Source organism: Azospirillum sp., assembly GCF_050789165.1.
In genome coordinates, this window is sequence record NZ_JBOZRT010000039.1 from 53848 (window position 1) to 78436 (window position 24589).

Sequence of the window (24589 nt, forward strand, 5' to 3'; positions counted from 1 at the left end):
GGCAATAGACGGAGACGCCTCACATGGCAAAGGCCGACCACACCTTCGGCGAGATCCGGCTCGACCGCGTCAGCCGCGGGTTCGACGGCGTCATGGCGCTGCAGGACCTCAACCTGACGATCCGGCGCGGCGAGTTCATCGCGCTGCTCGGCCCCTCGGGCTGCGGCAAGTCCACCGCGCTCAACTGCCTCGCCGGCCTCCTGCCGCTGACCGGCGGCAGCATCTGGCTGGACGACCGCCGCATCGACGAGCTGCCGCCGGAGCGCCGCGGCTTCGGCATGGTGTTCCAGAACTACGCGCTGTTCCCGCACATGACGGTGCGCCGCAACATCGGCTTCGGCCTCGCCATGCGCGGCGTGCCCCGGCACGAGGCCGACCCGCGCATCGACGACGCGGTGCGCATGGTGCAGCTGGAGGCGCACGTGGGCAAGCTGCCCGGCCAGCTCTCCGGCGGCCAGCAGCAGCGCGTCGCCATCGCCCGCGCCATCGTCGTGCAGCCGCCGCTGGTGCTGATGGACGAGCCGCTGTCCAACCTCGACGCCCGGCTGCGCCTCGACATGCGGCACGAGATCCGCCGCATCCACAACGAGCTGGGCCGCTCCACCGTCTACGTCACGCACGACCAGGACGAGGCGCTGTCGCTGGCCGACCGCATCGTCGTGCTGCGCGACGGCAAGGTGCGCCAGATCGGCACGCCGGAGGAACTGTACGCCCGCCCGGCCGTGCTCGACGTGGCGCGTTTCATGGGCTACCGCAACGTCTTCGAGGGGCGCGTCGAGGACGGCGGCGCCGAGCGCGCCACCGTGGTGCGCGACGGCATCCGGCTGGCCGGCACGCCGCGCGGCGCGCTCGGCTCCGGCCGGGCGTCCGTCGCCATCCGGCCGGAGGAGCTGATCCCCGGCGAGGACGGCCCCGGCGCCATCCCCGGCGTGGTCGAGAGCGTCGAGTTCGTCGGCCGCGAGTACGCCGCCACCGCGCTGACCCGCGACGGGCTGCTGCTGCACTTCCGCTCGCACCAGCGCCTCTCCATCGACGAGCCGGTGCACCTGCGCGCGGCGCCCGAGCGCGTGCTGCTGTTCGCGGCCGAGGAGGGCGCATGACCAGCCAGACCGCCCTTTCGGGCTCCGCCGCCGACCGGCCGGGCCTGCGCCGCCGCCTCGCCGCGGCGGGCTGGGACCGCATCACCCTGCTGGTGCTGCCGGCCGCGGCCTTCGTCGTGCTGCTGTTCATCTACCCGTTCGCCTACGGCCTGGTGCTGTCGTTCGAGCCGGCGGTCGGCGGAATGTTCGCCAACTACGCCAAGTTCTTCAGCGACCCGTACCTGTACGACACCATCGGCACCACCATGTGGCTGGGCCTGCCGGCGACGCTGGTCAACATGGCGCTGGCGCTGCCCATCGCCTTCCAGGTGCGGCACTTCCGCTGGGAGCGGATCCTGACCACCATCCTGGTGATCCCGATCACGCTGGGCACCGTGCTGGTGGCGGAAGGCCTGCTGACCTACCTGGGGCCGCAGGGCTGGCTGAACCGCACGCTGATCGAGCTGGGCATCATCGGCTCGCCGGTGCGCCTCATCCACAACTACTGGGGCGTGTTCCTGTCGCTGGTGATCACCGGCTTCCCGTTCGTCTTCCTGCTGACGCTGTCCTACGTCACCGGCATCGACCCGGCGCTGCCGCAGGCGGCGGCGACGCTGGGCGCCGGGCCGGCGGCGCGGTTCCGCCACATCTTCCTGCCGCTGCTGATCCCCGGGCTGGCGGTGGCCTTCTGCCTCGCCTTCGTGCAGGCGTACTCGGTGTTCCCCTCGGCGGTGCTGCTGGGCGCCCCGGCCGGGCCGACCCGCGTCATCTCCATCGCCGCCTACCAGGCCGCGTTCGAGCAGTACGACCACTCCATGGCCTCCGCCATCGCCATGATCATGGCCGCGGTGCAGCTGGTCGTCGTGGTCGCGGTGCTGGGTGCGCGCACCCTCTTCTACCGCGGCCCGATGGGCAGCGGGAAAGGCTGATCCCCATGCGCAGCGTCGACAGTCTGCCCGCGAAGCTGTGGAACAGCCTGGTCTGGCTGGTCATCGGCTTCTTCCTGCTGAACCTCTTCGGCCTGATCTCGGCGGTGGGGGTGAACTCCTTCGCCACGCGCTGGCTCGGCACGTGGTTCCCGGCCGGCTACACCACGCGCTGGTACTTCTCGGCGTGGGACGAGTTCCAGCTCTGGGACGTGCTGCTGGTCACCATGGAGGTGGTGCTGGCGGTGGTCGTCCTCTCCCTGCTGCTCGGCGTGCCGGCGGCCTACGCGCTGGCGCGCCGCGAGTTCGCGGGCAAGAAGCTGCTGACCCTGCTGTTCGTGCTGCCGCTGCTGGTGCCGCCGATCACCTACGGCATCCCGCTGGCCACCGTGCTCTACCAGGTGCACCTCGCCGGCACCATGACCGGCGTGATCCTCGCCAACCTCGTGCCCACCGTGCCCTTCGTCATCCTGGTCATGACCCCGTTCATCGAGCAGATCGACCCCAAGCTGGAATCGGCGGCCCGCGTGTTCGGCGCCAACACCTTCAAGGTGTTCGCCTACGTGCTGGTGCCGCTGCTGGCGCCGGGCATGCTGGCGGCCGGCCTGCTGGTGCTGGTGCGCACGGTGGCGATGTTCGAGCTGACCTTCCTGACCGCCGGTCCCAGCAGCCAGACGCTGGTGGTGGCGCTGTACTACTCGGTGTTCGCCGCCGGCGTGCGCGCCGGGCAGTCGGTGGACGCCATGGCGATGATCTACATGGCGACCACGCTGGTGTGGCTGTTCATCGCGCTGCGCTTCGTCGATCCGACGCAGCTCGTCACCCGCGTCAAGAAGACCTCCTGAGGGGAGCCCACCCATGCCCTTCCAGGCCATCGAGAGCCAGCGTCTCTACCAGCAGGTCGCCGAGCAGATCGGCGCCCTGATCCGCCGGGGCGAGTTCGCCCCCGGCGACCGCCTGCCGCCGGAACGCGACCTCGCCCGCAGCCTGGGCGTCAGCCGCCCGGTGCTGCGCGAGGCGATGGTGGCGCTGGAGATCGCCGGGCTGGTCGAGGTGCGCACCGGCTCCGGCATCTACGTCCAGCCGCCGCACGATTCCACGGCGGCGCCCGACCCGACGCAGAACCCCCTCGACCTGATCCGCGCCCGCCGGATGGTCGAGGGCGAGATTGCCGCCGCCGCCGCCGAGAACGCGACGGAGGAGGACCTGTCCGGCATCGCCGAGGCCATGGCGATGATCGAGGCGGCGGTGGCCGACGGGCGGGACACCTTGCAGTCCGACCGGTTGTTCCACGTGCGCATCGCCGCGGCCACCGGCAACCCGGTGCTGGTGTCGGTGATCGAGGAGCTGTGGGCGCGCATGATGGCCGCTCCGGTGTTCGGCACGCTGCGCCGCCGCACCGGCCTGACCGACTACGAGCCCTCGATGGTCACCGACCACTCCCGCATCCTGGACGCCCTGCGCCGCCACGACCCCGTTGCCGCCCGCGACGCCATGCACGCCCACCTCGCCCAGGTGGAAGAGGTGATGCTGTGCGGCGAGAGCAACGGCTGACCTTTCAAGGAGACTCCCCATCATGGAACAGACCTGGCGCTGGTTCGGCCCGAACGACGTCATCCAGCTCAACCACATCCGGCAGGCGGGCGCCACCGGCATCGTCAACGCGCTGCACGAGATCCCCTACGGCGTCGTCTGGCCGGTGGAGGAGATCGAGAAGCGCAAGGCGATGATCGAGGGCGACAAGAGCCTCGGCCTGCGCTGGAGCGTGGTGGAGAGCCTGCCGATCCACGAGGACATCAAGATCGGCGAGGGCGACCTCACGCCGCTGTTCGACAACTACCGCCAGTCGATGCGCAACCTGGCGCAGTGCGGCGTCACGATGATCTGCTACAACTTCATGCCGGTGCTGGACTGGACGCGCACCGACCTGCGCGCCCCGCTGCCCGGCGGCGGCACGGCGCTGCGCTTCAACGCCTTCGAGCACGCCGCCTTCGACGTCTACATGCTGGAGCGCCCGGGCGCCGAGGCCGATCACCGGCCCGAGGTGGTCGCCCGCGCCAGGGCGTGGTTCGACAAGGCGTCGGAGAGCGACAAGAAGCAGCTGCTGTCCAACATCATGGCCGGCCTGCCCGGCGCCTTCGACCGCTACGACATCCCCGGCCTGCGCCGGATGATCGAGCGCTTCAAGGGCATGGACGCGGCCGGCCTGCGCGAGCGGCTCGCCCACTTCCTGCGCGAGGTGATTCCGACCGCCGAGGAGGTCGGCATCCGCATGGGCATCCACCCCGACGACCCGCCGCGCCCGCTGTTCGGCCTGCCGCGCGTGGTGAGCACCGAGGACGACCTCGCCCACCTGCTCGACGCCGTGAAGTCGGAGGCGAACGGCCTGACCTTCTGCACCGGCTCGCTGGGCGCCGGCGTGCACAACGACGTGCCGGCGATGGCCAGGCGCTTCGCCGACCGCGTGCACTTCGTCCACCTGCGCAACGTCGCCAAGGAGCCGGACGGCTCCTTCCAGGAGGCCGAGCACCTGGGCGGCGACGTCGACATGGTGTCCGTGGTCACGACCATGCTGGAGGAGCAGAAGCGCCGCAAGGAGGCGGGCGACCCGCGCTGGCGCCTGCCCTTCCGCCCCGACCACGGCCACGAGCTGCTGGACGACGTCGGCAAGAAGACCCACCCCGGCTACCCCGCCATCGGCCGCCTGAAGGGTCTGGCGGAGATCCGCGGCGTGATGACCGCCGTGGCCAGCATGAAGGGGCTGCCGGTTTAAGTGGCCTCCCCGGCCAGCGGAAATCCCAGGGCAATCGCTTGAAAGGGGCTATCCCCGAAAGCCCCTCTCCCCTTGCGGGAGAGGGGTTCGGGGAGAGGGGGCACAGCGGCCGGCGGGATCCGCTGAAGAGCATTCTTCCGGAAATCCTTGCCCGACCCGGCCATCCATGCTAGGAAAAGAGTCCAAGAGACCTTAAAAGCACCCCCGTGAACTGAACACGCCCCGCACATTGTTCCATAGTGTTCCACGGTGTTCCATCCGCCACCCGGCGACACCGTAGCCCCACCCCACCCTTCCCCGCCGGAGGCGGAGGAGGGCGTTTTCGCCCCCTTGATTTGTAGGGCTACGGACACCACATAAGGGTCCTTCCCGACATCCCTTTTTCATTGACGACGGCTGGCCCCGAGCCACCCTCCAGTCCCATGCTTCGTCCCTCTGGCCTGCGGCTGGCCATGGCGGCCCGGACGGATTTTTAACGGGGCGTTCCGCGGATGTTGGATCAGGAGACGTGCATTGGCCGAAACGCTGGTATCCGCCGACCCTCTGAACCTGTACCTCAAGGACGCCCGCAAGTACGAGTACCTGACCCCGGCCCGTGAGCAGGAGCTTGCCACCCGCTGGCGGGACCATCAGGACGCGCGGGCGCTGGATGCCCTGGTGGGCAGCCACCTTCGCCTTGTGTTCAAGATGGCGAAGGGTTTCCAGGGCTATGGGTTGCCGCTGTCCGACCTCGTTGCCGAGGGCAATGTGGGGTTGATGACGGCTGCCCGCAAGTTCGACCCCGACAAGGGCTTCCGCTTCGCCACCTACGCCTCGTGGTGGGTGCGCGCGGCGATCCAGGAATACGTGCTGCACAACTGGTCGCTGGTGAAGATCGGCACCACTGCGGCGCAGAAGAAGCTGTTCTTCAGCCTGCGGCGCCTGCGCGCCCGCATGCAGGAGCTGGAGAGCGGCGACCTCTCGCCCGAGGCGGTCGCCGCCATCGCCACCGAGCTGGACGTGCCGGAATCCGAGGTGGTGGAGATGAACCGCCGCCTGGGCAGCGACCGCTCGCTCAACGCCGCCTTGACCGAGGACGGCGACGGCGAGTGGCAGGACATGCTGGTGGACGAGCGCTCCAGCCAGGAGACGCTGCTGGCCGAGTCCGAGGAGCGCCAGCAGCGCGTGCGCTTCCTCAAGCTCGGCCTCGACGCGCTGAACGACCGGGAGCGGCAGATCCTCGTCGCCCGCCGCCTCAGCGAGGAGCCGGTGACGCTGGAGGAGCTGAGCCAGCGCTTCCACGTGTCGCGCGAGCGCGTCCGCCAGCTCGAGGTCCGCGCGTTCGAGAAGGTGCAGAAGGCGGTGATGGCGCAGCACCGCGCGCTGGTCACCGCCACGGCGCAGCGGGCGATGTAAAGCCGCGCTCGCGCCAAGAAAAATGCTGCGGCGCGCAAAACACCGCCTTGCATGGCCGTCCGAAGCGGCCATATAGGGCGTCAGGCTTCAACAACGGAAAGGAGGTGATCCTGTGTCTCATTGCTCGAATCTGCGGCCGTTCGTCGCCGCGACCAGGATTGTCGCCTTCGGCGGGGTTCACCTCCTCTGAATTCGGCACGATCGCGGTCCGAGCGGATTGCGGTTTGACAATGGAAGGGCCGCCGGGCTGACCGGCGGCCCTTCTTCGTGTCCGGGTCACCAGATCGTCTTCGCCAGATCGTTGCCCCATGCTGCGGTTGCGTCGTTCCGCCCCTCAACCCGGACCGGGAGCGAATGCCGCGCGTCGGCGTTCTTCCGCTGGAGCAGCTGGAGACCGCCCGTGCCCAAGACCGACACCATCGATATCGCCGGCGTCACCCTCAGCCATCCCGACAAGGTGCTGTGGCCGGAGCAGGGCGTCAGCAAGCGCGACCTCGCCGCCTACTACGTCTCGGTGGCCGACCGCATCCTGCCGCACGTGGCGAACCGGCCGCTGACCCTGGTGCGCTGCCCGGCCGGCCGCAAGGGCGCCTGCTTCGTGCAGAAGCACCCCTGGCCCGGCCTGCCCAGGGCGGTGCGCCGGCTGCGCTGCGGCGACGAGGAATGGGTGGGCGTCGACGACCTCGCCGGGATCGTCGCCCTGGTCCAGGTCGGCGTGCTGGAGCTGCACCCCTGGGGCGCCACCGCCGACGACCTGGACCGGCCCGACCGCATCGTCCTCGACCTCGACCCGGCCGAGGGCGTGCCGTGGACGCGCGTGGTGGAGGGCGCGCGGGCGCTCCGCACCGATCTTGAAGGCATGGGCCTGCGCAGCTTCGTCAAGACGACCGGCGGCAAGGGCCTGCACGTGGTGCTGCCCATCGAGCCGGCGGCGGACTGGGACACGGCAAAGGCTTTCGCGCACGGCGTGGCGGTGCGGCTGGCCGAGCGGGAACCGGACCGCTACACCACCAACCCGCTGAAGGAGGCGCGCAAGGGGCGGATCTTCCTCGACCACCTGCGCAACAGCCGCGGCGCGACGGCGGTGGCGGCCTACTCGACGCGGGCACGGCCGGGCGCGCCGGTGGCGACGCCCCTGCGCTGGGACGAGCTGAGCGAGGATCCCCAGGTGAACCGGCGCACCCTGGCGGACCCGCCGCGGGGGGACGCCTGGGAGGGGTTCTTCGGGGTGCGGCAGCGGTTGCCAGGGTGACTCTTGCCCCCACCCCATCCCTCCCCCGCTCTCGGCGGATCCGGAGGATCCGCCTGTCGCGTCAGCGCAAGCTTCGCTTGCGCGAGAGCTTCGCGGGAGAGGGGGCAGAACGGCGGAGTTCCCTCCACCGCAACGCGGGGGAGGGCTAGGGAGGGGGCATTCACGCCGCCCGCCGCGCCCGCCTCGTCCGCCCGTGCTCCTCCACCCGCTCCATCAGGTCGGCCACGCCCAGGGCGTCGTCGAACTCGCCCTGCTGCAGCAGCGTCCGGCCGAAGACGGCGAGCGTTCCGAGCACCGCCTCCTCGTCGGTCACGCCGTACGCCGGGCGCTCGTCGCGGTCCACCATCAGCGCGCCGAGCACCGCCAGTTCCTCGGCCACCGCGTTGATCGCCCGGTCGAGCGCCGCCTCGTCACCCGGCGGCACGGTCAGGATCGGCTGCAGCAGCGCGTCGTAGCAGAGCTCGGTCCCGGGCTCGGCCGCGTTGGGGAAGAGGGCGCAGCCGGCCACCAGCATCATGGCCCGCTCCTGCGCGCCGGACAGCTCCGGGCAGCGCGCCATGCGGCGGCCGTTCACCAGCACGTCCCAGCCCTCGTCCGTGTCGCTGGCGATGAAGCGCAGTTCGACACGACGGCCGCGGCCTTCCAGGAAAACCCGGCGCGGCGTCTCGAACCGCCACGTCATCGATGGTCGCATGTCGCCCTCCTCGGCGCGGCGGCGCGCCCGGTCCAAAACGCCGGTGACAGGGGTGGGAGCGGTGTCAGGCGGATGAAATCCGCTGGTCTGTCAAAGACATATGGGCGCCGATCACGGCGCATCAAGCGATGCCCGCCGTCTCATTCGGCTGGGGCGACGCTGCACAAGGGGGTGGCGACGCTCTCCAGCGGCCGGCGCTCGGCGCGCACGCCGATCCACAGCTCGATGCCCGCGGCGATCACCATCAGCGCCGCGGCGACGCTGTAGCCCATCATGATCTGCCCGCGATCGCCGGTCTCGATCAGCCGCCCGAAGAACCACGGCGCCGCCACGCCGCCCAGCAGCGTGCCCAGCGCGTAGAACAGCGAGATCGCCGTCGCCCGCGCCTCCAGCGGAAAGCTCTCGCTGACCGTCAGGTAGGCGGAGCTGGCGGCGGCAGACGCCACGAAGAAGATGACGCTCCAGGCGACGGTCTGCGTGGTGGCGGTCAGCATGCCGTGCAGGAACAGCCAGCCGGTGCCGAACAGCAGCACCCCCGACAGCGCGTAGGTCGCCGCGATCATCGGCTTGCGGCCCCAGGTGTCGAACAGCGGCCCAAGCAGCAGCGGTCCGGTGAAGTTGCCCAGCGCGAAGGGCAGCACGTACCAGCCGACGTCGCTGTTCGGCACGCCGTAGAATTTGGTCAGGATCAGCACGTTGGTGAAGAAGATGGCGTTGTAGAAGAACGCCTGCGCGATCATCAGCGACAGCCCGAGGAAGGAGCGCCGCTTGTACCGGGTGAACAGCACCCGCGCGACGGCCACCATGGAGGTGTCACGCCTCAGGTCCAGCGTGAGACCCGTCCCCTCGACCGGGGCAAGCGGCCGGCCGGTGGACTCGCGCACCCGGCCCTCGATGCCCTCGACGATGGCTTCCGCTTCGCCGATGCGGCCCTTGACCATCAGCCAGCGCGGGCTCTCCGGCAGGAAGGTGCGCAGGAAGATGATGAGCAGCGCCAGCGCCCCGCCGATGCCGAAGGCCATCCGCCAGCCGACGTCGGGCCCGAGGAACCCGGGCGCCAGCAGCACCACGGCGCCGAGCGCACCCAGCGCCGCACCAACCCAGAAGCTGCCGTTGATGGCGAGGTCGGTGCGGCCGCGGTAGCGCGCCGGGATCAGTTCCTGGATGGCCGAGTTGATGGCCGCGTACTCACCGCCGATGCCCGCCCCGGTGAGAAAGCGGAACGCCGCGAAGCTCCAGTAATCCCAGGCGAAGGCGCTGGCCAGCGTGGAGACCGCGTAGACCGCCAGCGTGATGTAGAAGAGCTTCTTGCGCCCCCAGCGGTCGGTCAGCCAGCCGAACAGCAGGGCGCCGATCACCGCGCCCAGGATGTAGGCGCTGCCCATGTCGCCGATGTCGGCGTCGGTGAAGCGCAAGGTCGGGCTGTCCTTCAGCGCCCCGGCCAGCGAGCCGGCGAGCGTGACCTCCAGCCCGTCGAGGATCCAGGTGATGCCCAGCGCCACCACCACCAGCCAGTGGAACCGGCTCCAGGGGAGCCGGTCCAGCCGGTGGGGGATGTCGGTGTTGTGGATCACCCGGCCCCCGTCCTCCGTTTACGAGGCCGCCAGCGACTTGCCGGTGGCGCCCAGGTCGGCGAAGGCCTCGTCCAGGCGGGTGGCGATGCCCTTCTCGCCCTCGCGCAGCCAGACGCGCGGGTCGTAGACCTTCTTGTAGGGCTTGCCGGTGTCCGGATCGATCTGGTGCTTGAACGCCTTCTCATTGGCGAAGACGAAGTTGCCGATGGCCGAGGCGAAGGCGAACTGCGTGTCGGTGTCGATGTTCATCTTGAACACGCCGTAGCGCACCGCCTCCTCGATCTTCTCCTTCTCGGAGCCGGAGCCGCCGTGGAACACCAGGGCCAGCGGCTTCTCGCCGCCGCCGTGCGTCTTCGCCACGAGGTCCTGCGAGTTCTTCAGGATCTCCGGGCGCAGCTTGACGTTGCCCGGCGCGTAGACGCCGTGCACGTTGCCGAACGACGCCGCCACCGAGAAGTGGCCGATGGAGGAGAGCACCTCATAGGCGCGCAGCACGTCCTCCGGCTGGGTGTAGAGGTGGGCATTGTCGGCGCTCAGGTCTTCCGAGCCGACGCCGTCCTCCTCGCCGCCGGTGACGCCCAGCTCGATCTCCAGGCTCATGCCCATCGGGGCGAGGCGCTTGAGGATGCGGGCGCACTCCGCCAGGTTCTCCTCCAGCGGCTCCTCCGACAGGTCCAGCATGTGCGAGCTGAACAGCGGCTTGCCGGTGCGGCGGAACTCCTCCTCCGAGTGGGCGATCATGCCCTCGACCCAGGGAATCAGCTTCTTGGCGGCGTGGTCGGTGTGCATGACGACGCACACGCCGTACTCCTTCGCCAGCAGATCCACGTGGCGGGCGGCCGAGACGGCGCCCAGGACGCGCGCCTGCGCGGAGTCCTTCATGCCCTGGCCGGCGTAGAACTGCGCGCCGCCGCTGGACAGCTGGATGATGACGTCGGACTTGTTGCGGGCCGCGGACTCCAGCACGGCGTTGATGGTGCTGGTGCCGATCACGTTGACCGCCGGCAGGGCGTAGCCGCCGTCGCGGCAGGCCGCCAGGAGGGTGCGGTAATCCTCGCCGGTGACGACGCCGGGTTTCAGCGTGCTCCGGGTGGGGGCCGTGGTCGTGCTCATGCGTTCTCCGCCTTTCACTCTTGTCGGTTGGGGTTCGGCCAAGGGCCAGCCGACGGCTAGCCCAACAGCGTTTGGGGCGCGACGTTGCCCCACCGCGCGCATTTGCGCAACCGAACCGATCGGGTGAGACGTTTCGTCCACCCGGGTGAGCCTCTCTGGCTCCACTCCGGGGCGATGTCCCAATTCTGCCCCCGCCCGGCCACAGCCATCTCACACCTACCCCTTTCGATAGGGGTGCACCATGGGCGAAAACACGAGAGGAATACGACCATGTGGCGAGACCTTCTCCGGCGCGCCGTCGCTCCCTTCCCGCTGCCCTCCGCGGCGCCGGCGGGCACCGCCGGGTCGGCCTGGGCGCTGGCCTGCGCCGCCGCCGGGAACACCGGCGACGGCGACGGGTCCGACGCCGCCGCGCTGCGCGCCCGCGTCGCCGCGCTGGAGGCCGAGCTGGGCCGCGCCGAGCTGCTGCTGCGCGAGACCAACCACCGCGCCAAGAACGCCTTCGCCACCATCGCCTCGCTGGTCGCCATCGAACTGGCCGACATCCGCGACCCGCAGGCGCGCGAAGTCCTGCAGCTGACGCAGGAGCGGCTGTCGGCGGTGGCGCTGGTGCATCAGGCCCTGCAAGGGCGCAGCGAGGACGCGGTGCTCGACCTCGGCGCGCTGCTGCAGCGCCTTGGCGGCGCCGTCGCCTTCTCCATGGGCGCGGGGGAGCGTGGCATCGAAGTGCGCATCGCCGCGCAGCCGGTGCCGGTGGAGGCCGGGGCGGCGGTCACCCTCGCCCTCATCGTCAACGAACTGCTGACCAACGCCCTGAAGTACGCCTTCACCGGGCGCAACAAGGGCTGCGTCGACCTGACCCTGCGGCGCCGCGCCGACCGGCTGCTGCTGCGGGTGAAGGACGATGGCGTCGGCTCCGCTCCGGCGCCCGGCCGCCGGGGTGCCGGCGGCACCGGGCTGACGCTGGTCCGCCGGCTGGCCGAGCAGCTCGGCGCGCGGGTGCGCTTCGGCGGGCGCGGCGGCACCTCGGTCACCGTCTCCATCCCCTGCGGCGCGCTCTGAGGCGCATCCTTCCTCGGTTTGTCCCTGCGCAATTCCGTTTGCATCGCGTAAAAGAGATCGGGATGCTGATGAGCCTGGATTGTCGGAAGGGATGGACATGCCCCGCACGGGAACACCGCGCCTGCGGTTTGGTGTCGCCGCCCGGCTGACCGCCGGTCTGGTCGGGCTGACGGTCCTCACCATCCTGGCGGCCTCGGTGGCGTTGTACGGCACGCAGGCGTTCCGCGACGGCTTCGACCGCATCGCGCTGAACCGCTTCGGCCAGCTGGTCGCCATGGCCAAGCTGACGCAGCAGAGCCACAGCGTCGCCTCGTCCGCCCCACGCCTGGTCGCCGCCGCCGACCGCCGCGACCTGGCGCAGCAGGTCGCCAACACCCGCGACCAGTTCCGCCTCCTCGACGCCGCGGCGGCGAACCTCATCGCATCGGGCGCCGATCCCACCGTGGTGGCCGGCCTCACCGCCATGCGCACGCATCTGCAGGACAGCCTGAACCGGCTGGCGACCCTGGTCGCCGACCGGCAGGATGCCGACGCCGCGCTGGCCCGCGCCATGGACGACCTCGACCGGCAGGCGCAGGACTCGCGCCGGATGCAGAGCCGGCTGGCCGAGGTCATCACCGCGCTGTCCGAGATCAACGCCAGCCAGGGCGACACCGTGGCGCTCGAGGCGCAGGTGCGCAACGGCGACGTCATCCGCCGCATGACCGACGATATGGCGCGCGCGGTGAACATCATGCTGCGCGTCGTCAGCGTCCGCTACCCCGGCCAGCTCGCCCCCATGCTGGAGGAGGTGCGGCGCCTGATCGACCGCGCCCATCAGGACTCTCAGGAACTGCCGGGCGCCGTCGCCGACGGCTATGTGTCGCTGATCGACCAGTTGAGCGGCCGGGCCGAGGGGCCGACCAGCGTCTTCACGCTACGCCTGCGCCAGATCGAGGTGACCGATCAGGTCGCCGCCGTGCTGAGCGCCAGCAAGGATGATCTGGACCGCTTCATCGCCAGCGTCTCCCGCCAGTATGCCGCCCTGGAAGCCGAGATCGCCTCCGAGCGGACCGAGTTCACCGCGTTCATCGCCACCACCTACAACGGCCTGTTCGCCATTGCGGCGGCGGCGGTGGCCGGTGCCGCGGTGATCTTCCTGTTCCTGCGCCGCCGGGTGATCGGCCGCCTGATCGGGCTGCAGCACTGCATGGTGGCGAACGCCGAGGGGCAGGCGGTGCCGATCCCCGCCGACGGCCAGGACGAGATCGCCGACATGGGCCGCGCCTTCGGCTATTTCGTCGACGAGGTCGGCCGGCGCGAGACCGCGCTGCGCGCCGCCAAGGACGAGGCCGAGCACGCCTACGCCCAGCTGGCCTCGGCCAACGCCTCGATCCGCGAAGGCATGCGCTACGCCCAGCGCATCCAGCAGTCGCTGCTGCCCGATGTGGACGCGCACGGCGGCCTGCTGGAGGATCTGGCGGTGGCGTGGCAGCCGCTCGACGCGGTGGGCGGCGATTATTACTGGATCGGCGCGCAGGGCGGACGCTGCGTCATCGCGGTGATGGACTGCACCGGCCACGGCGTGCCCGGCGCCTTCATGACCGCCATCGCCGCCTCGGCGCTGGCGCGCATCCTTCAGGACCATGGGCAGGACCATGACCACGGGCACGACGATCCGGCCGTCATCCTGACCGCGCTCAACACGCTGGTGCGCGGCGCACTGCGCCAGGACCGGCCCGAGGCGACCTCGAACGACGGGCTGGACGCCGCCATCGTCGTCCTCGACCCCGCCGCCCGCCGCCTGTCCTTCGCCGGCGCCAACATGCCGCTGTTCTACGACGACGGGCAGGAACTGCACCTGATCAAGGGCGACCGGCACAGCCTGGGTTACCGCGAGTCGCGCCCGGATTTCGAGTTCCAGCGCCACGATCTCGACCTCGCCCCCGGTATGCGCTTTTACTTGATGACCGACGGCATCACCGACCAGATCGGCGGCCCAACGCGCCGGCTGTTCGGCCGGCGCCGCGTGCAGGATCTGCTGCGCGCCGGCGCGCACCTGCCGATGCAAGCGCAGGTGCAGCAATTGCTGGATGCCCTGGCCGAGTACCGCGGCGAAGAGTCGCGGCGCGACGACCAGACCTTCATCGGCTTCGTGCCGAGGCTGGGGCCGGCGGAAGCCCCCGCCGAGACGCAGCAAGCCGCCGCCGTGCCCGCCTGAGTTGCCGCACCACATAATCCCGTAGCGCACACGTTGGGATGCCTCTACTATCGTGTTACAAACGGTGACGTATTGGCAGGAGCACGGAAAGCATGGCGTCGGCGGTGATAGCCGTGGTGGAGGACGAGGCCTCGCTGCGCCGCGACCTTGTGGAGTACCTGCGCGGTTGCGGTTTCGACGCCGTCGGCGCCAAGACAGGCCGCGAGCTGAACGACATCCTGGCCGCCAAGCCGGTTTCCGTCGCCATCCTCGACGTCAACCTGCCGGGTGAGGACGGCTTCACCATCGCGGCCCGGCTGCGCGAGACGCCGGGCATCGGCGTCATCATGGTGACGGCGCGCGGCTCGACGGTGGACCGCGTGGTCGGGCTGGAGATCGGCGCCGACGCCTACATGGTGAAACCGATCGAGATGCGCGAGTTGGAGGCCCAGGTGAAGTCGTTGCTGCGCCGCCTGGAATCGGCGCCGGCGCACGCTCCGGTCTCCACCGCCCCGCCCGCCGCCGACGAGGAGCACTGGACGCTGCATGCCACCGACTGGTCGCTGACCAGCCCCGGCGGCGTGCGCGTGTCGCTGACCAGCACCGAAATGAAGCTGGCCTCCCTGCTGGCCGCCCAGGCCCGCCAGCCGGTGTCGCGCGACCAGATCTCGCTGGCGCTCTACAACCGCCGCTGGGACCCGCAGGACCGCACCATCGATACGGTGGTCCGCCGCCTGCGCAACAAGCTGGAAAAGGCCATCGGCGAGACCCCGCCGCTCAAGTCCGAGCATGGCGTGGGGTACGTGTTCTCGGCGCCGGTAAGGACGGTGTAGGGATTACTCTGGCACCACCCTCGGGAACGTCAGCGTGAACGCCGCCCCCTGCCCCGGCGGGCTTTCCACCGTGATGGAGCCCTTCAGCGGGCCGACCGTCAGGTTGTGCACGATGTGCAGGCCGAGCCCGCTGCCGCCCTCGCCGCGCCGCGTGGTGAAGAACGGCTCGAAGACGTGCGGCAGGTTCTCGGGCGGGATGCCGGTGCCGTCGTCGGCGTAGGTCAGGCACACCGTGTCCGGGTCGGGCTGCGCCACCGCGATGCGCAGCCGGCCAACCCGCCCGTCGCCGTAGCCGTGCGTCAGCGAGTTCATCACCAGATTGGTGAGGATCTGCGACAGGGCGCCCGGATAGCCCTCGACCATCAGGTCCGGCGGGCAGTCCACCGTCACCGTGTGGTTGCCGCGCTTCAGGTTGGGCTGCAGGCTGAGCAGCGTCTCCTGCACGTAGGCCCGCAGGTCGAAGGTGCGGCGCTCGGCGCTCGCCCGATCGACCGCCACCTGCTTGAAGCTGTTGATGAGCTGCGCCGCGCGCTCGCAGTTTGCCAGGATCAGCGCCGTGGTGTCGGTGGCGGTGGCGAGGTAGCGGTTGAAGTCGCCGCGCCCCAGCTCCCCCTTCTCCACCATCGCGGAGAGGCGCGCCGTGGCATCGGACAGGTGCGAGGCGCAGGAGACGGCGATGCCGACCGGCGTGTTGATCTCGTGCGCCACGCCGGCCACCAGGGCACCCAGCGAGGCGAGCTTCTCCTGCTGCACCAGCACATCCTGCGCCTCGCGCAGGCGTGCCAGCGCGTCCTCGGCCTCGCGGCGGCGGCGTTCCGCCTCCTGGTTGGCGGCGGCGAGCTGCCCTTGCAGGCGGTCGCTCACCCGCACCAGCCGGCGCTGCTCGCGGTAGCTGCGCTTGAAGCCGTCCACCAGCTCGGCCAGCTCGGCGCCGACCTCCGGCGCCAGCGCGGCCAGCCGGGCCTCCAGCGCCTGGGCCCGCTCGATGACCTGCTCCTCGGCATCGAACAGATTGAAGCTCATGGCCCGAATCCCGTCACTGGCGGTCCGCCGCCTCGCGCAGGCTGAAGGTCACGTGCTCGAGGTCCTCCGAGAAGTCCTCGCCGAACTCGCGCATCGTCTCGTCGTCGGGGTCGCAGTACCAATCGACGGTGACCGGACGGCCCTGGCGCGCCGCCTCCTCCAGCAGCTGGAAGATGGTCATCAGCACCTTGGCGCTGGAGCTGTTGAAGTAGACCAGCTCGATGGCGACGTGCAGCGGCGCATCCGACGGCTCGGCCAGATGCTCGCGCAGCGCCGCGACCACCGGGCCGAAAAGCGTCGCCACGTCGTCGGGATAGGATTCGCCGCGCAGCGCCAGCCGGCCGGAGGCAAAGTCGAAGTCGATCTCGGGCGTCCGCGGGGTCGCCGGGATGGTCAGCCGTTCCGTGGCCATGTCAGATGCGAACCTTGAGGCAGAAGAAGGTCTTGTCGGTGTCGATGGCGGCAAAGTCGTACTCGATCGGCTCGCTGGCGCGTCGGGCGATCTCGATCAGGCCGATGGTGGCGCCGCGGCTGCCCTCGTCCGGCGCCTCGCGCAGCTGCTCGCGGTAGTGCGCCTTGATGCCGTCCTTATCGAGGCCCTTCAGGAAGTCCAGCCGCTCGCGCAGCCGCGGCACGTCGGCGTTGCGCACGGTGTTGCCGCAGACGATGAAGAACTTCCCGCCCTCCATGCCGATGGTGACCATGCCGGCGCTGAGTTCGATGGTGCGGCCGTCGTTGGCGACGATCTTCTCCGCCGAGTAGCGGATGATGTTCTGCATCTGCTCGACGAACACCGAGAAGACACGGCGCACCGTCGGCCCGTCCGCATCCTCCAGCGTCATCTTCTCGCGCAGCGCCTCGCCGAGGGAGAACAGGATCCCCTCCGACAGATAGCCGCTGAACGAGAAGATGATGCCCTTGGAATCCAGCTCGCGCTTGAACGCGGCGTATTCCTGACCGAGCGTCGCTGCCATTCCCGACAACCTCTTCCCAAATAGCCCTTTCGGGTGTGCGCCCGACTATCTCACCATCACCGGCGGCCGTCCACCGGCGGTTCCAGCGGCAATAGGATGCGGAAGGTGGCGCCCTCGCCCACCGCGCTCTCCACCGTGATGGCGCCGCCATGCAGCTGCACGATCTGCTGCACCGTGTGCAGTCCGATGCCGGTGCCCGGATGTCCGCCGGTGTTGCTGCCGCGGAAGAAGCGGTCGAAGACGCGCCCGACCTCGTTGGCCGGGATGCCGCAGCCGCGGTCGCCGACCTCCAGCACCGCCAGCGGGCCGTCGCGCCGGCCGCGGATGGTCACCTGCGCCGTTCCGTCCGAATACTTGACCGCGTTGCCGATCAGGTTGGCCAGCACGAGGCCGAGAAGGTCCGCGTCCCCCGACACCGATCCCGGCAGCTCCGCCACGTCCAGCGTGATGGTGCTTTCCGGATGCGCGGCGCGGTGCATCGCCGCGGTGGTCTGGACGAGGGCGGCGAGGTCCACCGGCCGGCGGTCCAGAGTCAGGTTGCCGGCCTGCAGCCGCTCGTCGGTCAGATAGGAGTCGATCAGCCCGGTCAGCCGCTGCACGGCGGTGCGGATGACGCCCAGCCGCTCCAGCCGCGCCGTCTCCCCGCTCTCGACCCGCAACGCCAGCAGCTGCGCGGCGCTGTCGATCACCGCCAGCGGCGTGCGGAACTCGTGCGACACCATGGTGAGGAACTGACGCTGCTGCGCCTTGGCCTCCAGTTCGCGTTCCAGCGCGCGCTCCACCCGCTCCTTGGCGGCGAGCAGCGCCTTCTGGTTGGCGGCCAGCTCGGCCGTCCGCTCGGTCACGCGCTGCTCCAGCGAGCGGTTCAGCGCCAGCAGGTCCTCGTAGAGGCAGACGTTGTCGAAGCCGATGGCGACGCGGGCGCAGAACAGCTCCAGCAGCCGGTGGTCGTCCTCGCCGTAGGGCTCCGGCCGCTCCAGGACGAAGGCGGTGGCGCCGTGCTCCAACGTGCGGAACATCAGCACGCAGCGCTCAGCCCCGAAAACGCTGCGCTCCGTCGCGAAGGCCTCGGCCACCGCGGCGGCGAGGTCCGGCGGCAGGGCGACCTCGGCCGGCTGGCCGATAGCGGCGGCGCCGCGCCCGCTGCCGGCGACCACGGTCAGCACCCGCAGTCCGTCGCCGCGCTCGGCCGGCCGGCACGCGACCACCGAGCCGCCGGCGTTGTCGACCACCCGGCCGAGCTGCTCGACCAGCCGCTCGACCAGCGTGCGCATCGAACGCGTCTCGAACAGCGGCGGCGTGGCGTTGACGATGCGCTCCAGCCCCTGGCGGTGCCGCTCGATGGTGACGATGTCGCGCCAGGAGCGCAGCGCGCCGACCAGCGCGGTGAACAGCTTCTGCGCCGTCAGCTCGCTCTTGGCCTTGTAGTCGTTGACGTCGTAGGCGACCACCACGTCGCGCTCGGGCGCCTGTCCGGGCTGGCCGGTGCGCAGGATGATGCGCATGCGGGCGTTGCCCAGCTCCTCGCGGATGTGGCGCACCAGTTGCAGACCGGCGTCGTCGGTCTCCATCACCACGTCGAGCAGCGCCACCGGGATGTCCGGCCGCTCGGCCAGCACGGCGCGGGCGTCGGCCGCCGACAGCGCCTTCACCATCTCGAACGGCCGCCCGTCGAACTCGAAGTCGCGCAGCAGGACCGACGTCATCTGGTGCACCTGAGGATCGTCATCGACGACCAGCACCGGCCACGGCGGCGCCGCCGGCCGCCCGGACACCGCGAGATCGGCCACCTCGTCGTCGAAAAACAGGGGATCCTCGATGGCCATCCGCCGCCGCTCCGCGCACCACGTCCGTGACAGCAGGGAAGCACTGCACACCGATCCGGTCAAAGGCGATTTTTCGGGAATGCTTAGGTATCGACACATCGTGACGCATACGGTCGCATTTGATCGGTGGAGCCTGGTGCACTGCACCCCTTACGCTAAGCCATAGAAAAGGGGGGCGGGGCCGGACGCCATGGAAAACATCGAAAGTCTGATGGCCATGCGGGTCGAAACGGTGCGGGAACTGCTGCGCCATCTCGACCGCCCCACCGTCCTGCGCATCTTCGACCGCATGTCCAGCACGCCGCCGCGCAACGGCCAACTGGCCTCCCGTCTGATGTCCGTGGTGCTGGAGCTGCTGAACGGCGGCCGGCGCGAGCATGCCCGCCGGCTGTGGACCTCGTGGCTGGAGCCGGTGCTGGTGCGCGACCACCTCGGCCCGGCCAGCGGCCGCCCGCTGCCCGGCACGGTGAACGCCACCGACGCCGCGGCGTGGTGGTCGGTGCTGGCCCCGCACATGGCGGAACTGGTGGCCGACGTGCAGGAGCGGGTGTCCGAGCGCGCCCGCCGCGTCCCGCTCGACCGCATCCTTGAGTCGGAGGAGGCGGAGCGCTGGGCGGAAACGCTGCGCCGCCGTTCGGTGATCGCGCTACGCACGGCGCGCAGTACCCCGCCACTTCTGGAGACGATGCTGGACGCTGCCAACGCCGAGCGCGCGCGCCTCGCCGGCGTGCCGGCGGAGCGGCTGCGGCCGCTGGACGTGCGCGACCTCGACACGCTGCTGGCGGTGCTGGAGGCGATGCCGGCGTGGTACGCCGCCAACTGGCGCGAGCGCGAGCACGACCACCTGCTCGCCTCGGTGCGCGGCGCGCTGCACGCGGACTGTCAGGCGGGAACCGCATGAGCACCGAAGCCATCCCAGCCATCCTCCTCGTGCTGCTGGGAATCGGCGCGCTGGGCGGCATGGTGGTGATGGAGGTGTCGCGCCTGGGCCTGCTGTCGGCCCGCCGGGCGCTGGTGCAGAAACGCATCGAGGCTCTACGCTCGGAAACCGAGCGGGCACGGGAACGCGCTGGCCAGATCGACGCCGCCATTGAGCGCGGGCAGGCGCAACTGGCGCATTTCGCCGCCGAGGTGCAGCGCCTGGCTTCCCTGCTGCGCACCGTCGAGGCCGACCGGGTGGAGTTGGTGCACGACCTCGGCGCGCCGGACGGCCGCCCGGCGCCGTTCCGTTGCGTGCTGCGCACGGTGCCGGACTTCGCCCGCCTCGACCAGCGTCACGTCGTCTTTTCCCGCGACATCTGGCAGCGCAAGAACGTCGCCCACGTCTGGGCCGACACGCCGGAGCAGGCACACGCCCAGTTGCTGCGCGCCTTCCCCGCCCGCTCCGGCGTGCTGGCCGGCGCCATCGAGCGGGTGACCGAACGGGCCGCGCCTATCCAGCCCATGACCGCCCCGAAGACGCCGGACGGCTTCATTGCCGACCCCTCGCTGGTGGCCGCATGAGCGTCTTCCTCGCCTACGCCGCCGTGGGGCTTCTGGTGATCAGCATCGTGGTCGGCCGGATGGCGCGCCGGCAGTTCGAGACCGCGCGCAGGGCGCTGGCCGCCGACGAGGCGGTGCTGGTCACCGCCGGCCAGGCGCTCCAGGAGGCGCTGCGCGCCCGCAACGACGCCGAGCAGCGCCACGCCGGCCTCGACGGCCGGCTGGAGCAGGCGCAGACCGAGGTACGCGCCGCGCAGCAGGCCCTGGAGATCGCGCGCGAGGCGCCGGTCGAGCGTTTCCACGTCTTCGACCGGCTGGAACCGCGCCCTGGTTCGCTGTGGTCGGTGACGGTGGTGCGCCGTTCCGACGCTCCCGGCGGCCCGGCGCCCTGGACCGGCGAGCGGACGCAAATCGTCGCCGCGTCCGGCCAAGGCGAGGCGCTGGAGCGCGTGATGACGCGCTACCCCCGCAACTCCGGCTTCGAAGTGCGCGGGGCGACGCCATGCCCACTGTTCGGGCCTGACCAGGGCGTGCCGAAAACTCGCAAGCGGTTGGTGGAGTGATCGTCAAAGCGCTCGCGTCGGGCTCCCATCCCGGCCTTCCCCCACTTCGCGGGGGAAGGAGATGAGGCGCTCCCCCACGAAGTGGGGGAGGGTTGGGTGGGGGCCCGATGCGAGCACCCCCCTCCTCCTCACGCATGCCGGTAGTTCAACCTTACCGCGCCCCAATGCCGGCCGCGGACGCGGATCGGCGCGGCGACCTCCTTGATGGTGACGAACTGCCCGCCGCCCATGTCGCGGCGGTAGGTCTGCAGCAGGAACGGCTTCGTCGTGCGCGCCGAGGCCAGCCCGGTGCGGTCGTTGAACAGGCGCCGGTTGCGGCAGTTCGCCGTGTTCCAGGCGACGTCGCCCGGACGCTGCGGCGCCGCGTACCTGGCGTTGTGCGTCGGCAGGTAGCCGTTGCGGTCCACCGGCGCGCAGGACACGGTGCGCGGGTCGGCGGCGAAGGCCGGCTCGGCGATGGGCGGCACCACGCGGTCGGTGAAGTCGGTGAAGCGCGTGCGGTACTGCACCGGATTGGTGCCGGGGATCGGCCGGTAATCCTCGTCGAACAGGTCGGCCTCGCTCAGCTCGCCGCGCTCCAGCGCCGCCTCGAACGCGGAGGACAGGCGGGCGGCGGCGTCCTGCGCGCGGCAGACGAAAAGGGTGTCCGCCGTCTTGATGCCCATGGCCGCGGTCGCCTCGATCAACCCCTCGCCGAGCGTCAGCAGCGACGCCGCCTGCCCCTTGGCGCGGGCGAGGTCCTCGCTGGAGGAGGCGACGTCGGCGGCGATCTGCGCCAGCCGGCCTTCCATATCGCGGCAGTGGTCGTGGATGCCCACGGCGTCCGCGTCGATTCGCCCCGCCTCGCCGTCGATCCGGGCCATGGCGCCGCCGACCGCGGCGAACACCCCGGCGATACGGTCGGCGCCGTCGCGCACGCCGGCGGCGCGGCGCGCTCCCGCCGCCCCGTGGTCGAGCAGCGCGTTCACCCGGCTGTCGAGGACGCGCAGCGTGCCCTCGATCTCGGTGGTCGCCTCGGCGGTCTTGCGCGACAGCGCCTTCACCTCGCCGGCCACCACGGCGAAGCCGCGCCCGGCCTCCCCCGCCCGCGCGGCCTCGATGGTGGCGTTGAGCGCCAGCAGGTTGGTCTGCTTGGCGATGGCGGCGATCGCCTTGGCCACTTTGCCGACCGCCTGCAACGCCTCGCGCAGGTCGCCCAGGCCGCTCTCGATGTCGCCGACGGTGCCGACCAGCGCCTGGATCTCGCCCAGCGCCTGCGCCAGCGTGCCCTGCGAGCGGTCGACCTCGGCGCGGCCCTGCCGCACCTCCTGCACGGTCACGCCGGCCGAGCCGGCGATGCGCCCGCCGGCCGCCGCCATGGCGATGGACGCCGCGTGCAGGTCGCCCAGCGTCGCGGCGCTGCGGTCCATGCGCGCGGAGATGTCCTCGATGCGCCCGGTGATCTCGGCGATCTCCACCGACACGCCGCCCGCGGCGTCGGCGATGCGGCCGACATGGTCCAAGGCGAGGCTCGACGAACCGTCCATGGGTGACTTCCTCCCTTTGCGTTCTTCATTGCTTGGTTGGGAGAGCAAACCATGTGCCACACTCGGGTATTCGCCTCAAACCCGCGGAATCCCGGCGAGGCCGCCCGGATGCCGGGGCGCAGGGTGTCTGCGCCGCAGGACAGGTGTCGGGACACGTTGACACCGCCGGGTCGCGCGCCAAGCTCTGGGTCATGACCGACACGCCCACCATCTGGACCATCGGATACGAGAAGGCGTCGCAGGACTCCGTGATCGCCGCCCTGCGCGCGGCGGGCGTGCGGACCCTGCTGGACGTGCGCGAGCTGCCGCTGTCCCGCCGCGCCGGCTTTTCCAAGAGCCCGCTGCGCGCGGGACTGGCCGAGGCGGGGATCGGCTACGTCCACCTCAAGGGCCTGGGCACCCCGGCCGAGGGCCGCATGGCCGGGCGGATGCACGACCACGAGCGCTTCTGGGCCATCGTCGAGCGCCGCATGGAGACCCCGGAGGCTGAGGCCGACCTGCAACGCGCCGCGGCCATCGCCCGCGAGGAGCCCGCCTGCCTGCTGTGCGTCGAGGCCGACCCGCACGTCTGCCACCGCCTGCGCGTGGCGCAGCTGCTGGCCGAGCGTTTCGGCTTCGCGGTCGAGCACCTCCATCCGGTGCTCCCCGACGGAGCGCGCGGCTAACCCCGATCCACCCGTGCCGACCGCCGGCCGCCGGACGATAGTGGGGCACCATGAAGATCGGGATCCTGTCGGACATCCACGCCAACGGCCCGGCGCTGCGCGCCGCGCTGGACGCGATCCGCGCGCGCGGCGCCGACCGCGTCGTCTGCCTGGGCGACATCGTCGGCTACAACACCGACGTGGCGGAGTGCATCGCCCTGCTGCGCGACGCGGGCGCGCTGTGCGTCGCCGGCAACCACGACCGCGCGGTCACCGGGCAGATCCCGGTGGAGGGCTTCAGCAACACCGCCATCCGCGCCATCGCCTGGACCCGGCGGCGGATCGAGGCCGAGTCGCTGGCCTTCCTGCGCGCCCTGCCGCTCAAGGCGGCGGTCGGCGGCCATCTGGTGGCGGTGCACGGCGCCCTGCACGTGGACGAAGGCTGCGAGTTGCTGCGCCTCAACACGCCCGAGCGGCGGCGGATGAGCGCCGACGCGCTGGCGGCGCACCCCTCCGGCGCGCGGGTCTGCGCCTTCGGCCACACGCACCGGCTGGGCGTCTATGAGATCGGCGCGGACGGCACGGAGCGCGAGTTGACCGGCGAAGGCGACGAGCTCCCGTTGCGCGACGGCTGCCGCTACCTTGTCAATCCCGGCACCATCGGCGAGCCGCGCAACGAGGAGACGCGCGCCACCTTCCTGCTGCTGGACACCGGGCGGCGCGTCATCGAGGTGGGCCGCGCCCCCTACGACGCGGCGGCGGTCGCGGCGCGGACGCGTGGCGCCGGGCTGGGACGCCGCCTCGACTTCCTGCCGGGGACGGTGCGCACCACGCTGTGGCGCGGAGTCCAGCGGATGCGGTTGGAGGGGCTGGTGCGCCGTCTCAACGGCGTAGGGCCGAGGTGGTAGAAGACACCCTGTTCTTTCGGATATCCCCAGAAAATGTGGATAAGCTTGTGGGCGAATCTGAGGGCAACGCCGCGGCACCCCGGAGATGACAGGCCCGTGACGCCCCTGCCCACAAATTAGGCACCCTCATTCGGCCCCGGAAACCTTGATTTTCCTAGCGCCGCCCGTCGCGAGGGCAGCAGGATCGCGGTTGCCGGGGCCGGCGGGAAGAGTCAAGCGAACGTCCTGGCAACCTGTGCACATCCGCCTGCGGCGCCCCGCCGCAGAGATTAGACCAAGGTCATAGAACGCTTGCCTGGAGCTCTCACTTGGCGGCAATCACCTGGATCTCGACGAGGTATTCCGGGGCCGCCAGCCGGGCCTCGACGGTCGCGCGGGCCGGGGTGTTGCCGGGCTCGACCCAGGCCTCCCAAGCCTTGTTCATGGCGCCGAAGGTGGCGATGTCGACCAGATAGATGGTGGCCGAGAGGATCTTGCTCTTGGAGGTGCCGGCCTCGGCCAGGAGGGCATCGATCTGGCCCAGGATCTCGCGAGTCTGCGCCTCGACGTCGGGGCTCGGGGTGTTGGCGACCTGGCCGGCGAGATAGACGGTGTCGTTGTGGACGACCATCTGGCTCATGCGCGGGCCGCCGTGGAAGCGCTGGATCGACATGGACTTCTCCTGAAAAGGGCTGGTGTAAAGGACCGGGGCTTGGTAGTCGGCGGGCACGAGTCCGCGCAAGGGTTTCTTCTTGCGCCGCTTCGCGCCACACTGCGGCCCGTT

At 70.7% G+C, this 24589-nt stretch carries 24 protein-coding genes; 15 read left to right on the forward strand and 9 right to left on the reverse strand.

Annotated features, from left to right (window positions below):
* Positions 1–23 precede the first annotated feature (23 nt).
* The 7 genes from ACRWK7_RS08860 (at position 24) to ligD (ending at position 7425) form a co-directional block, all read left to right on the forward strand.
* Positions 24–1100, forward strand: coding sequence for an ABC transporter ATP-binding protein (locus ACRWK7_RS08860; protein ID WP_431855844.1), 1077 nt, complete (start codon positions 24–26; stop codon positions 1098–1100).
* Positions 1097–2008, forward strand: coding sequence for an ABC transporter permease (locus tag ACRWK7_RS08865; protein WP_431855845.1), 912 nt, complete (start codon positions 1097–1099; stop codon positions 2006–2008). The genes ACRWK7_RS08860 and ACRWK7_RS08865 overlap by 4 nt, the downstream gene beginning before the upstream one ends.
* Before the next feature lie 5 nt (positions 2009–2013).
* Positions 2014–2850: an ABC transporter permease gene (locus ACRWK7_RS08870; RefSeq protein ID WP_431855846.1), complete on the forward strand. Its 837-nt coding sequence runs from the start codon at positions 2014–2016 to the stop codon at positions 2848–2850.
* A gap of 13 nt (positions 2851–2863) precedes the next feature.
* Complete coding sequence (locus ACRWK7_RS08875) at positions 2864–3559, forward strand: FadR/GntR family transcriptional regulator (protein ID WP_431855847.1); 696 nt, start codon at positions 2864–2866, stop codon at positions 3557–3559.
* Between the two features lie 22 nt (positions 3560–3581).
* Entirely contained in the window at positions 3582–4778 is a 1197-nt protein-coding gene (uxuA, locus tag ACRWK7_RS08880) for a mannonate dehydratase (RefSeq protein WP_431855848.1), read from the forward strand.
* A gap of 513 nt (positions 4779–5291) precedes the next feature.
* Positions 5292–6173 (forward strand): RNA polymerase sigma factor RpoH, encoded by an 882-nt coding sequence (rpoH, locus tag ACRWK7_RS08885; protein WP_431855849.1) that lies wholly within the window; start codon positions 5292–5294, stop codon positions 6171–6173.
* Between the two features lie 400 nt (positions 6174–6573).
* The gene (gene ligD / locus ACRWK7_RS08890) at positions 6574–7425 is read left to right on the forward strand and encodes a non-homologous end-joining DNA ligase (protein WP_431855850.1); all 852 of its coding nucleotides are present in this window, start codon (positions 6574–6576) and stop codon (positions 7423–7425) included.
* 160 nt (positions 7426–7585) lie between these two features.
* Here ligD and ACRWK7_RS08895 read toward each other — a convergent pair whose 3' ends face one another.
* From ACRWK7_RS08895 to fbaA, 3 genes are all read right to left on the reverse strand, one after another.
* Complete coding sequence (locus tag ACRWK7_RS08895) at positions 7586–8119, reverse strand: hypothetical protein (protein WP_431855851.1); 534 nt, start codon at positions 8117–8119, stop codon at positions 7586–7588.
* A gap of 140 nt (positions 8120–8259) precedes the next feature.
* Entirely contained in the window at positions 8260–9693 is a 1434-nt protein-coding gene (locus ACRWK7_RS08900; RefSeq protein ID WP_431855852.1) for an MFS transporter, read from the reverse strand.
* A gap of 18 nt (positions 9694–9711) precedes the next feature.
* A complete protein-coding gene (gene fbaA / locus ACRWK7_RS08905) occupies positions 9712–10806 on the reverse strand; it encodes a class II fructose-bisphosphate aldolase (RefSeq protein ID WP_431855853.1) in 1095 nt (364 codons plus the stop codon).
* A 270-nt stretch (positions 10807–11076) separates the two neighbouring features.
* Between fbaA and ACRWK7_RS08910 the strand changes: the two genes are divergently transcribed.
* The 3 genes from ACRWK7_RS08910 (at position 11077) to ACRWK7_RS08920 (ending at position 14880) form a co-directional block, all read left to right on the forward strand.
* Positions 11077–11868 (forward strand): sensor histidine kinase, encoded by a 792-nt coding sequence (locus tag ACRWK7_RS08910; RefSeq protein WP_431855854.1) that lies wholly within the window; start codon positions 11077–11079, stop codon positions 11866–11868.
* A 97-nt stretch (positions 11869–11965) separates the two neighbouring features.
* Entirely contained in the window at positions 11966–14068 is a 2103-nt protein-coding gene (locus ACRWK7_RS08915) for a SpoIIE family protein phosphatase (RefSeq protein ID WP_431855855.1), read from the forward strand.
* A 92-nt stretch (positions 14069–14160) separates the two neighbouring features.
* Complete coding sequence (locus ACRWK7_RS08920; protein WP_431855856.1) at positions 14161–14880, forward strand: response regulator transcription factor; 720 nt, start codon at positions 14161–14163, stop codon at positions 14878–14880.
* Between the two features lie 3 nt (positions 14881–14883).
* On the opposite strand, the gene ACRWK7_RS08925 is transcribed toward ACRWK7_RS08920, so the two are convergent.
* Genes ACRWK7_RS08925 through ACRWK7_RS08940 form a run of 4 tightly spaced genes read right to left on the reverse strand, consistent with a single transcriptional unit; the run spans position 14884 to position 18703 of the window.
* Entirely contained in the window at positions 14884–15903 is a 1020-nt protein-coding gene (locus ACRWK7_RS08925; protein WP_431855857.1) for a sensor histidine kinase, read from the reverse strand.
* A gap of 13 nt (positions 15904–15916) precedes the next feature.
* A complete protein-coding gene (locus ACRWK7_RS08930) occupies positions 15917–16315 on the reverse strand; it encodes a DUF1987 domain-containing protein (protein WP_431855858.1) in 399 nt (132 codons plus the stop codon).
* 1 nt (position 16316) lies between these two features.
* Complete coding sequence (locus ACRWK7_RS08935) at positions 16317–16877, reverse strand: SiaB family protein kinase (protein ID WP_431855859.1); 561 nt, start codon at positions 16875–16877, stop codon at positions 16317–16319.
* A gap of 56 nt (positions 16878–16933) precedes the next feature.
* Positions 16934–18703, reverse strand: a complete 1770-nt coding sequence (locus tag ACRWK7_RS08940; RefSeq protein ID WP_431855860.1) for an ATP-binding response regulator — start codon at positions 18701–18703, stop codon at positions 16934–16936.
* A 190-nt stretch (positions 18704–18893) separates the two neighbouring features.
* Between ACRWK7_RS08940 and ACRWK7_RS08945 the strand changes: the two genes are divergently transcribed.
* Genes ACRWK7_RS08945 through ACRWK7_RS08955 form a run of 3 tightly spaced genes read left to right on the forward strand, consistent with a single transcriptional unit; the run spans position 18894 to position 20748 of the window.
* The gene (locus ACRWK7_RS08945; protein ID WP_431855861.1) at positions 18894–19604 is read left to right on the forward strand and encodes a hypothetical protein; all 711 of its coding nucleotides are present in this window, start codon (positions 18894–18896) and stop codon (positions 19602–19604) included.
* Positions 19601–20206, forward strand: coding sequence for a hypothetical protein (locus tag ACRWK7_RS08950; RefSeq protein ID WP_431855862.1), 606 nt, complete (start codon positions 19601–19603; stop codon positions 20204–20206). Before ACRWK7_RS08945 ends, ACRWK7_RS08950 begins: the two co-directional genes overlap by 4 nt.
* Positions 20203–20748, forward strand: a complete 546-nt coding sequence (locus tag ACRWK7_RS08955; protein WP_431855863.1) for a hypothetical protein — start codon at positions 20203–20205, stop codon at positions 20746–20748. The genes ACRWK7_RS08950 and ACRWK7_RS08955 overlap by 4 nt, the downstream gene beginning before the upstream one ends.
* A gap of 128 nt (positions 20749–20876) precedes the next feature.
* Here ACRWK7_RS08955 and ACRWK7_RS08960 read toward each other — a convergent pair whose 3' ends face one another.
* On the reverse strand, positions 20877–22274 hold the full coding sequence (locus tag ACRWK7_RS08960; RefSeq protein ID WP_431855864.1) for a methyl-accepting chemotaxis protein: 1398 nt from the start codon (positions 22272–22274) through the stop codon (positions 20877–20879).
* 143 nt (positions 22275–22417) lie between these two features.
* Here ACRWK7_RS08960 and ACRWK7_RS08965 point away from each other — a divergent pair, with 143 nt between their 5' ends.
* The gene (locus tag ACRWK7_RS08965; RefSeq protein ID WP_431855865.1) at positions 22418–22939 is read left to right on the forward strand and encodes a DUF488 family protein; all 522 of its coding nucleotides are present in this window, start codon (positions 22418–22420) and stop codon (positions 22937–22939) included.
* Positions 22940–22989: 50 nt separating this feature from the next.
* Positions 22990–23826 (forward strand): metallophosphoesterase family protein, encoded by an 837-nt coding sequence (locus ACRWK7_RS08970; RefSeq protein WP_431855866.1) that lies wholly within the window; start codon positions 22990–22992, stop codon positions 23824–23826.
* Positions 23827–24130: 304 nt separating this feature from the next.
* On the opposite strand, the gene ACRWK7_RS08975 is transcribed toward ACRWK7_RS08970, so the two are convergent.
* Positions 24131–24478 carry a RidA family protein gene (locus ACRWK7_RS08975; protein ID WP_431855867.1) on the reverse strand — a complete coding sequence of 116 codons (348 nt, stop codon included), beginning with the start codon at positions 24476–24478 and terminating at the stop codon, positions 24131–24133.
* Positions 24479–24589 lie beyond the last annotated feature (111 nt).